This window comes from Aminobacter sp. J44, from assembly GCF_007829415.1.
Classification (GTDB): Bacteria; Pseudomonadota; Alphaproteobacteria; order Rhizobiales; family Rhizobiaceae; genus Aerobium.
Window position 1 is genome coordinate 29,829 of sequence record NZ_VLJG01000027.1, and the last position, 8,979, is coordinate 38,807.

The window sequence follows — 8,979 nt, forward strand, 5'->3', positions numbered from 1 at the left end:
TCAAGAGAGCGGCGCAAATCGTAAAGCCGGAGAAGCGGGATTCAGTGTTTCCGGCTCTGTGTATCGGTCTGTTTCCGGGTCGGCGTGGAGGCGGCTCGGGCGCCGGAGTAAAGAATGCGCTCGGCCTCGCGGATGCCACCGGCCCGCCGCGCCATGTCAGCCCAGACCGAGATCGGGAAATCGCCGGTGAAGTGCAGATCGCGCTCGATCCTCATGTCAAAGGGCAAGCGGATCGCCTGCATTTCGCCAAGGCTCCAGCTTCCAAGCTCTGGAAACCCCAGATCGGCAAGGCCGAAAAGGGTGTCACCGTCGCTATCCAATTCGGTCGCAAGCCAGACGCCGCTACCCAACGGATTGAAGAATTTTACCACGGGGACGGGGTCGACATCGCTCTGGCGGCCATTGGCGAGGAGCTGCTCGCGCTGGGTGCTGGTCAGGAGGATCATGCCGCAGCCCTCCGATCCGTCGATGCTGTATCTTCGCGGGGCAGATGCGCCAGCAGCCAATCGGCCGCCTTGCTGGCCTGGGAAGCGGCGCGGACGATGGCGCGGTTGTCCTCGCGCAGCACCTCGAGCCAGGAGCCGATGTAGTCGGCATGGCGTACGGTCGGCACAACGCCGAGCGAGGCGCAGCAGAAGGCCGCGTTCATTTCGGCGACCAATTCTTCGAATGCGTATTTCCTGGTGCCGAAGCGGCCCGACATATCCCGCCCAAGCCGGGAGGCATGGCCGGTGGCGTGCCCCAGCTCGTGCAGGGCGGTCCGGTGCCAGTCGATCGGCTCGAAATAGGCCTGTGGCGGCGGCACCTGAACATAATCGTGCGCTGGAACATAGAAGGCCTGGTTCCCACCGATGCGAAAGTCGATTCCGGTCGCCCGGATCAGCGCCTCGACCCTTGGCTCGATCATGTGGGGCGGCGGTGGCGGCGCCTCGATAGCAACATCCTCAGGCAAGCCCTCGCATTGCGCCGTGTTGAACACGGTGAAGCGTTTGAGAAACGGGATGCTGCCAGCTTCCTCCCCCGTCTCCCGCGCGCGGCGCTTCTCATCCTCGGGCGTGAAGCGGTCGGCATAGACGACGGTCGTGCCGCGCTCACCTTTCCGGACATTGCCGCCGAGCGACAAGGCCTGGCGGAAAGTCAACCAATGCTGGGTCGGATAGCCGTATTGAACAACGGTGCCCCAGAGGATCAGAATGTTGATCCCGGAATATTGCCGGGCCGTCGCGGCATTCCTCGGCATCGCGAGCGGCGCCTTCGCCGCCGTGCCCCAGGGCTGGACCCAGGGCAAGCGCCCTTGCTCCAGCTCGTTGATGATTTTCGCGGTGATCTCGTCATAGAGATTGGTGCGGTCGCCGCCGTCGCGTGCGGCGCGGTTCTGTCTGGCCATCGAGATTGTCTCCGCGACGGGCGCCGGAAGCCTCTCTCCCGACCTTCAACCCGTCACGGCAAACCCCGTCCGCACTCTCACTCTAGGAGCCGCGGTGGGGCCTAAATGGAGAAGACCCGCCTGAGAAAGCGGCCGCAAACAGCATCAGGCCTGTCCGATCTGCACGCCATGGTCGCCGACCATACGCCGCGGCCAATTTCTGCTGGCCCTTATCGGCACATATCGGCTCCAATCGCATCACCGCACCACGATCAGGAGCTGCAGATGCCATCCGTTAGCGACCGGCCCGTCAAACGTTCGATCCGAAGGAATGAACTGCGAGAAATCGTTCCTCTGGCGGACAGCACCATTTACGAAATGGAGCAGCGCGGAGAATTTCCTCGCCGCTTTGCCCTTTCACCCAGATGCGTCGTCTGGGATCTTGCCGAGGTCGAAGCGTGGCTCGAAAGCCGGCGCACGCGGCCAATCCCGCGCGCCAAACACCCCGACGTCGCCCAGCGGAAGTTCCGGCCGGTCAAAGGGCAGGGTCGGGCTCAAGCATAGGCATGGTCGGAGGGAGAAGGGTGACAGGCCGCTTGCGGCCTTCCACCCATGCGTCAACGACGTCCGACCATTCCTGGAGCATATGGCGGCGCTGAACCTCGTACTCTGCCTTGTTGTAGACGCCGCGCGAAGATCGCCCGTCCTCGTGGGCGAGGCATTTCTCGATCCAGTCGCTGTTGAAACCGAGTTCATTCAGCAGCGTTGAGCCGGTCCGTCGCAAATCATGGACTGTAAACGGCTCGAGCGGCAGCCCCTCCTTCTGCGCCAGATCGACCACCGCGTAGGTGATGCGGTTGAACGTCGCCCGCGACATTGGGGCATCCGCATCGTAACGCGAGGGCAGCAGATACCGGGAATTGCCGGCACAGGTCTTGAGCGCGATCATGATGTCGAGCGCCTGTCGGGAAAGATACACATTGTGTGGCTTGGAGCGCTTCATCCGCTCCTTCGGAATGCTCCAAACCGCGTTCTCGAAGTCCACTTCGTCCCAAACCGCGTCCTGCAGCTCGCTTTTGCGAACCATCGTCAGCAGGAAGAGCTTCATGCCGAGGCGAATGGTCGGCAAAGTCGGGACATGCTCCAGTTGCCTGAGCATGATGCGAATCTCTGTCGGTGAAAGCGCACGGTCTCTGGGCCGGAATGCAGCAATCGAAGCTGGGCCAACTTCATCGGCGGGATTGGGCACCTTCTCGCCGTGCAGGATCGCGAAACTGTAGATCTGCTTGAGGATGTCCCGGACGTGGATGGCCGTTGCAGGCGCACCGCGATCGACGATCTTGGCGCAGAGAGCTCTCAGATCATCTGGGGTGATTTCGCGCAGCAGCCGGTTGCGCCAGACGGGCAGCAACTCTCGATCGAAGATCGAGCGCCGCATCGCTCTGGTACTGTCCGCCATCGGAGCCTTGTCCAGCCACTTCTCGCCGAACTGACCGAAGCTCTTGGCCTCTTTCAGGCGGCGCTTCTCGCGCTGTTTTTCAATTGCGGGTGAGCGGCCCTCTCGGACTGCGCGCTTGGCGTCCAGGCAGAGTTCGCGAGCCCGTGCGAGCGAAATGCCGTCACGTCCGTATCTGCCGAGATAGACGGTCTCGCGACGCCCATTCAGCCGGTAATCCAGGCTGAAGGAGATCAGACCCGTCGGCGTGACACGGACATACATGCCGTCCCTGTCCGACACCTTGTAGACTTTGTCTTTTGGTTTCAGCGCCTTAAGCGCAGCGTCCGTCAACATCTTCGCGCAGCCTCCGAAAAGTACCGTCATGCGGTTTTGGGAGGTTCGTGACGCCTAAATCACTTTATTATCAGTGCCTTACCTTGGAAAAAGTACCGTCACAATCCTCAGCTCTTGTGACGGTACTTTCTGAGACGGCCGTGATCAATATGAGCGAGCACCGTCAATCGTGACGGTGTTTGTAATTGCTACCCACCGATAGGTCTCGATAGGTAGCGGATAAAAAATTATTTTTAATCAGAGTGTTAGGGGAAATTCTGGCGCATTGTCGGCGGCGTTCGGATGGCCCTGAATCATTCCCACTCGATGGTCCCGGGGGGCTTCGACGTGACGTCGTAGACGACACGGTTGATGCCGCGCACCTCGTTGATGATGCGGGTCGCGGCGCGGCCGAGGAATTCCATGTCGAAGTGGTAGAAGTCGGCGGTCATGCCGTCGACCGAGGTCACCGCGCGCAGCGCGCAGACGAACTCATAGGTGCGGCCATCGCCCATCACGCCCACGGTCTGGACCGGAAGCAGCACGGCGAACGCCTGCCAGATGGTGTTGTAGAGGCCAGCCTTGCGGATCTCGTCGAGGTAGATCGCATCCGCCTCGCGCAGGATCTCCAGCTTCTCGCGGGTGATGACGCCCGGGCAGCGGATGGCGAGGCCCGGACCCGGGAACGGGTGGCGCTCGATGAAGTGATCCGGCAGGCCGAGTTCCTTGCCGAGCGCGCGGACCTCGTCCTTGAACAGCTCGCGCAGCGGCTCAACGAGCTTCATCTTCATGCGCTCGGGCAGGCCGCCGACATTGTGGTGCGACTTGATCGTTACCGAAGGGCCGCCGGTGAAGGAGACGCTTTCAATCACGTCCGGATAGAGCGTGCCCTGAGCCAGGAAGTCGGCCGGCTTGCCGGCATCCGCCAGCTTCTTTGCCTCTTCCTCGAACACCTCGATGAAGAGACGGCCGATGGTCTTGCGCTTGACCTCGGGGTCGGAGACACCCTCGAGCTGCGACAGGAACAGGTCCTGCGCCTGCACATGCACCAGCGGGATATTGTAGTGCTCCCGGTACATGGAGACGACCTGCTCGCCCTCGCCCTTACGCATCAGGCCGTGGTCGACGAAGATACAGGTCAGGCGATCGCCGATCGCCTCGTGGATCAGGACCGCTGCAACCGACGAGTCGACGCCGCCTGAAAGGGCGCAGATCACGCGGCCGTCGCCGACCTGCTTGCGGATCGCCTCGATAGCCTGCTCGCGGTACGCCGCCATCGTCCAGTCTCCGGCAAGGCCGGCGATACGGTGGACGAAGTTCGAAAGCAGCTTCGCGCCATCCGGCGTGTGCACGACTTCCGGGTGGAACTGGACCGCGTAGAAGCGGCGCTTCTCGTCGGCGATGGCCGCGAACGGCGCGCCGGTCGAGGTGCCGATGACCTTGAAGCCTTCCGGCAGCGCGGTGACGCGGTCGCCGTGGCTCATCCAGACCTGGTGGCGGGTGCCCTTCGCCCAGATGCCTTCAAACAGCGGGCTGTCTTCCTGGATCTCCAGGAAGGCGCGGCCGAACTCGCGGTGATGGCCGGCTTCGACCTTGCCGCCCAGTTGGGCGCACATGGTCTGCTCGCCATAGCAGATGCCGAGAACCGGAATGCCGGCCTCGAACACCACCTGCGGCGCGCGCGGGCTGCCGATGTCGATGGTCGATGCCGGGCTGCCCGACAGGATTACCGCCTTCGGCTGGATGCGATGGAACGCATCTTCGGCATTCTGGAACGGGACGATCTCGGAATAAACGCCAGCCTCGCGTACCCGGCGCGCAATCAGCTGCGTCACCTGGCTGCCGAAATCGATGATAAGGACTGTGTCGGGATGAGCGGTGGAGTTCATGGCGAGCGCATAAAGAAACTGGAACGATTGTGCAAGCTGTCAGAATGCAAGGCTGCCCTGTTCCAGCTGAATGGCGAGCATATCCACCGCATTTGCGAGCTTTTCGTCGATGACGTGCAGATACTCGGTCCAGTCGCCGACATGGCGCAGCTCCTCCGCTCCATCCGAAATGCCGCGCACGCCGATCAGCGGAACGTTGAAGCGCTGGCAGGCGCGCAGCACCGCGAAGGTCTCCATATCGACCATCTCGGCCTCGATGCCGTCATAGGCCGAGCCGGAGACGATGTTCGCTCCCGTCGACAGGCTCCCGGCGGGTATGCCTTCGATCCGGTGCGGGAGCTCGATCGTCACCGGCAGATCGAGGAACGGTGTCTGTCCCTTCGGGAAGCCGAGGGCCGAAGCATCCATGTCGCGGTAGGAAACCGAGGCGACCTGATAGACCTCCGCCTGTTCGAGTACCCGGCTGCCGGCCGAGCCCAGCGAGACGACGAGATCGGGTAGGCTGGCCTTCGCCTCGAGCCGCGCCAGCGCCGCCGAAACGACGACCCCCGACTCGACCGGCCCGACGCCGGTCATCAGCGGCTTGAAGCGGGCCTTGAGGTGCGGGCCATATTCGGGCTCGGCAGCCATGACGAACAGGACGCGTCGGCCGCCGAGGCTGGTGACGGGTTCAACCGGCAATGTCATCTCGTCCGCTCACGGACATGATCGTCGCGGTCATCGTTGCGATCAGCTTTGCGTTGCCGTCGGCGTCGTAGGCATAAGCCTGCCCGTCGGCAACGATGATGGTACGCCCGGGCTTCGTGACCGAGCCGCGGAACAGGAAGCGGGTGCCGCGGCCGGGCGACAGCAGGTTCACCTTGAACTCGATGGTGAGGACCGCCGCGTCTTCCGGCATCAGCGAATAGGCCGCGTAGCCGCAGGCCGAATCCAGCGCCGTCGAAATGATGCCCGCATGCAGGAAGCCGTGCTGCTGGGTCAGCTCCGGACGATAGTCCATCTCGATCTCGACGGTGCCCGCCTCGACCCGCGTAAGCTCCGCGCCAATGGCACCCATGATCTTCTGGCGGGCATAGGAAGCCCGCACGCGCGATTCATAGTCGCCGAAAGGCTCAAACCTGACTGACATCCAGATCCCTGCTCCCTTCCAGAACGCCAGGGATTAGCAATCGCAGATTTGTGCAGTGCGGGAAAGTCAGTTCAGAACGACGATCGACGCATTGAGCAGCGTCGCGAAGGCGACCCACGCCAGATAGGGCGCGAATAGCCAGGCAGCGACGCGGTCTTCGTTCCACACCGTGCGCATGAACAGGATGATTGAAAGCAGCAGCGCGATGATGACGACAAGTGCCGCAACCGGGGACTGCAGCGAGAAGAACAGCGGCGACCAGAGGAAGTTAAGCGCAAGCTGCACCCACCAGATCGTCATCGCGCCATGCGTATTCTGGCGCATCCAGGTGCGCCAGCCCGCGATGGCAATCAGGATATAGAGTATCGACCAGACCGGGCCAAACAGCCATCCCGGGGGGTTGAAGGCAGGCTTGTTCAGCGACTCGTACCACTGGCCCGGCGCGGTCTCCATGCCGATGAGCCAGCCACCGCCGACGACGAGGATGAGAAACAGAATGAGCGGAAGAATGCGTTTCATGTGACCCCTTCAAATGCAAGCTCCGGTAGAACGGAGCCGGGGTCGCATGGTTCCTGTCAGGCCTTCCGGTGCAGCGCCGAGAAGAAGAAGCCGTCAGTTGCGGTGCGCGCGGGGCTGAGCGTCACGCCATGCGTGCCGAACCGGGCCCTGTCGAGGTTCGCGCCGAACGTGTCCTGCCAGAGCTTTTCCGGCGAGATGACCTCGAACTCGGGGTTGGCTTCGATGAAGCCGGCGATGCGGTGGCTGTTTTCCTGCGGGAAGAACGAGCAGGTGATGTAAACGATCCTGCCGCCGGGCTTCAGGAACCGCTTCACGTCCTCAAGGATCGCCGTCTGCTCGCCAACGCGCGTTTCGAGCTGCTTTTCGGTGAGCCGCCATTTTGCGTCAGGGCGGCGCCGCCAGGTGCCGGAGCCGGTGCAAGGCGCATCGACCAGCACGAGATCCATCTGGCCTTCGAGCGGGCGCAACCCCTCCTCGCCGGCAACAGCCTGGACATTGCGGCAGCCCGCGCGGCGCAGGCGCTCGAAGATCGGATTGAGACGCTGGCGCTCGGCATCGTGCGCGAAAATCTGGCCGGTGTTCTTCATCGCGGCCGACAGCGCGAGCGTCTTGCCACCCGCACCGGCGCAGTAGTCGAGCACCTGCATGCCCTGCGTTACGCCAGCCATGGCGGCGACCATCTGCGAGCCAACGTCCTGCACCTCGAACCAGCCTTCCTTGAATGCATCGGACGCCTGGACGTTCGGGTGTCGGCCGTCGCCGTCAATCGGCGGAATGCGAACAGCATCGGGAGGATAATCGGCAGGAGCAGCGCCGGCGTCCGCCAGCGCTTCAAGCACCTGCTCGCGCGAGGAATGCAGCGTGTTGACTCGAAGGTCGAGCGGCGGGCGGCCCGAAAGCGCCTGCAGTTCCGAAATCCACTCGTCGCCAAATGCTTCCTCAGCGAGCGGCGCGCACCAGTCCGGGCAGTCGGCTTGGACTGCCGCAGGCGCATCGGCAAGGTTGCGGGAGGCAATGGCGGAGAGCTCTGCCGCGCTCAGCGGCTCGGGCGCAAAGCGGTCGCCGTCGAGAATAGAATTCACCTCGTCGGCGCTCATGCCCCACTGGAGGATGAGCGCGCCGATTGCGAGTGCGCGCGGCTCGTTGGACTCGAACAGCCAGGCGGCTGAGCGCTTTCTGCGCAGCGCGTCGTAGACGATGTTACCGATTACGGCGCGGTCGCCGGAGCCGGCGAAGCGGTGGGACTGGCCCCAGTCCTTTAGCGCGTCAGCTGCCGGGCGGTGGCGGCTCTCGATGTCGCCCAGAACCTCGATGGCTGCCGCAAGTCTTCCGCCCAGTCGCATGTGTCACGCCTTCACGCCGGTTGTCCCGAATAGCCCTTGCTACCGGGACCCGGCGGTGAAGACAAGCGAAGGGTCGTCTCAGGCCTGGATGACCACCACGTTCGTGCCAACAGCCACGCGCTCGTAGAGGTCGATAACGTCGTGGTTGAGCATGCGCACGCAACCGCTCGATACGGCAAGACCGATGGAATTCGGCTGGTTGGTGCCGTGGATGCGGAACATCGTGTCCCTGCCGCCGCGGTAGAGATAGAGCGCGCGGGCGCCAAGCGGATTGTTGAGGCCACCCGGCAGACCGCCGGCGTACTGGCGATTGCGCGGGTCGCGCGCGATCATATTGCCGGTCGGCGTCCAGCTCGGCCACTCGGCCTTGCGGCCGACATAGGCATTGCCACTCAGCGCGAGGCCCTCGCGGCCGACGCCAATGCCGTAACGCATCGCCTTGCCGTCGCCCAACACGTAGTAAAGGCGGCGTTCCGGGGTGTTGACGACGATGGTACCGGCCTTGTGGCTCGTCTTGTAGTCAACGACGCGGCGGCGAAGTTCAGGCTTGATCTTCTCGGGCGAAAGAGCCGCGAGCGGGAATTGCGGGTGCGGAACCGCAGCATAGTTTCGAATATCGGCACTGTACTCGGTAACCGAGCAGCCAGCCGCAAACAGCGGCAGCCCGATCAAGAAACCTCTGCGTGAAATTGCCATCCGTCCCCTCCATTCCTTTGCGGCAACTGGTAAAGACTTATGGTTAACCAAATCTTTCCAGCCGCGATAGGTTGGCGGGCCCGGATGTAGTCACATTCTCGAAAGGAAAAGGGCGCGGATTTCTCCGCGCCCTCAGACCACTGACAAACCCGCCGATTTTTTGGCGGGTTTTTCGTTTGGCGGGATGACAGAGCGCAGGGGCGCTGCCGGTGCCTGACGAAGTGAAGATAATGAAGGGGCGAGAGGGCCTCATGCCCCCGCCAGGC

Annotated in this window: 10 protein-coding genes; 1 reads left to right on the top strand and 9 read right to left on the bottom strand. The window is 63.1% G+C overall.

The window, feature by feature from the left end; genetic code table 11:
* Positions 1 to 41 precede the first annotated feature (41 nt).
* Together L610_RS11950 and L610_RS11955 are read right to left on the bottom strand one after the other, a co-directional pair.
* Positions 42 to 446, bottom strand: a complete 405-nt coding sequence (locus tag L610_RS11950) for a DUF2958 domain-containing protein (RefSeq protein WP_104959423.1) — start codon at positions 444 to 446, stop codon at positions 42 to 44.
* Positions 443 to 1,387 (bottom strand): ArdC family protein, encoded by a 945-nt coding sequence (locus L610_RS11955; RefSeq protein ID WP_132004686.1) that lies wholly within the window; start codon positions 1,385 to 1,387, stop codon positions 443 to 445. The genes L610_RS11950 and L610_RS11955 overlap by 4 nt, the downstream gene beginning before the upstream one ends.
* Positions 1,388 to 1,651: 264 nt before the next feature.
* Between L610_RS11955 and L610_RS11960 the strand changes: the two genes are divergently transcribed.
* Positions 1,652 to 1,930, top strand: a complete 279-nt coding sequence (locus L610_RS11960; protein WP_121583338.1) for an AlpA family transcriptional regulator — start codon at positions 1,652 to 1,654, stop codon at positions 1,928 to 1,930.
* On the opposite strand, the gene L610_RS11965 is transcribed toward L610_RS11960, so the two are convergent.
* The 7 genes from L610_RS11965 to L610_RS11995 all read right to left on the bottom strand — a co-directional run bounded on the left by L610_RS11965 (position 1,902) and on the right by L610_RS11995 (position 8,713).
* Complete coding sequence (locus L610_RS11965; RefSeq protein WP_088713396.1) at positions 1,902 to 3,158, bottom strand: site-specific integrase; 1,257 nt, start codon at positions 3,156 to 3,158, stop codon at positions 1,902 to 1,904. The two genes, L610_RS11960 and L610_RS11965, sit on opposite strands and share 29 nt — an antisense overlap.
* Positions 3,159 to 3,451: 293 nt before the next feature.
* Positions 3,452 to 5,026: a glutamine-hydrolyzing GMP synthase gene (guaA, locus tag L610_RS11970; protein WP_144705367.1), complete on the bottom strand. Its 1,575-nt coding sequence runs from the start codon at positions 5,024 to 5,026 to the stop codon at positions 3,452 to 3,454.
* A 39-nt stretch (positions 5,027 to 5,065) separates the two neighbouring features.
* Positions 5,066 to 5,713 (bottom strand): 5'-methylthioadenosine/S-adenosylhomocysteine nucleosidase, encoded by a 648-nt coding sequence (locus L610_RS11975; RefSeq protein WP_144705369.1) that lies wholly within the window; start codon positions 5,711 to 5,713, stop codon positions 5,066 to 5,068.
* Complete coding sequence (locus L610_RS11980) at positions 5,697 to 6,155, bottom strand: PaaI family thioesterase (RefSeq protein ID WP_144705371.1); 459 nt, start codon at positions 6,153 to 6,155, stop codon at positions 5,697 to 5,699. The genes L610_RS11975 and L610_RS11980 overlap by 17 nt, the downstream gene beginning before the upstream one ends.
* 66 nt (positions 6,156 to 6,221) lie before the next feature.
* A complete protein-coding gene (locus tag L610_RS11985; RefSeq protein WP_144705373.1) occupies positions 6,222 to 6,674 on the bottom strand; it encodes a TspO/MBR family protein in 453 nt (150 codons plus the stop codon).
* Positions 6,675 to 6,730: 56 nt separating this feature from the next.
* Positions 6,731 to 8,017 carry an RsmB/NOP family class I SAM-dependent RNA methyltransferase gene (locus tag L610_RS11990; protein ID WP_144705375.1) on the bottom strand — a complete coding sequence of 429 codons (1,287 nt, stop codon included), beginning with the start codon at positions 8,015 to 8,017 and terminating at the stop codon, positions 6,731 to 6,733.
* Positions 8,018 to 8,095: 78 nt separating this feature from the next.
* Entirely contained in the window at positions 8,096 to 8,713 is a 618-nt protein-coding gene (locus L610_RS11995; protein ID WP_024848144.1) for a L,D-transpeptidase, read from the bottom strand.
* Positions 8,714 to 8,979 lie beyond the last annotated feature (266 nt).

What these genes read in the sequence shown, in the direction of transcription:
- L610_RS11950 (WP_104959423.1), bottom strand. Translation starts at nt 446, where the DNA reads ATGATCCTCCTGACCAGCACCCAGCGCGAGCAGCTCCTCGCCAATGGC.
- L610_RS11955 (WP_132004686.1), bottom strand. Translation starts at nt 1,387, where the DNA reads ATGGCCAGACAGAACCGCGCCGCACGCGACGGCGGCGACCGCACCAAT.
- L610_RS11960 (WP_121583338.1), top strand. Translation starts at nt 1,652, where the DNA reads ATGCCATCCGTTAGCGACCGGCCCGTCAAACGTTCGATCCGAAGGAAT.
- L610_RS11965 (WP_088713396.1), bottom strand. Translation starts at nt 3,158, where the DNA reads ATGTTGACGGACGCTGCGCTTAAGGCGCTGAAACCAAAAGACAAAGTC.
- guaA (WP_144705367.1), bottom strand. Translation starts at nt 5,026, where the DNA reads ATGAACTCCACCGCTCATCCCGACACAGTCCTTATCATCGATTTCGGC.
- L610_RS11975 (WP_144705369.1), bottom strand. Translation starts at nt 5,713, where the DNA reads ATGACATTGCCGGTTGAACCCGTCACCAGCCTCGGCGGCCGACGCGTC.
- L610_RS11980 (WP_144705371.1), bottom strand. Translation starts at nt 6,155, where the DNA reads ATGTCAGTCAGGTTTGAGCCTTTCGGCGACTATGAATCGCGCGTGCGG.
- L610_RS11985 (WP_144705373.1), bottom strand. Translation starts at nt 6,674, where the DNA reads ATGAAACGCATTCTTCCGCTCATTCTGTTTCTCATCCTCGTCGTCGGC.
- L610_RS11990 (WP_144705375.1), bottom strand. Translation starts at nt 8,017, where the DNA reads ATGCGACTGGGCGGAAGACTTGCGGCAGCCATCGAGGTTCTGGGCGAC.
- L610_RS11995 (WP_024848144.1), bottom strand. Translation starts at nt 8,713, where the DNA reads ATGGCAATTTCACGCAGAGGTTTCTTGATCGGGCTGCCGCTGTTTGCG.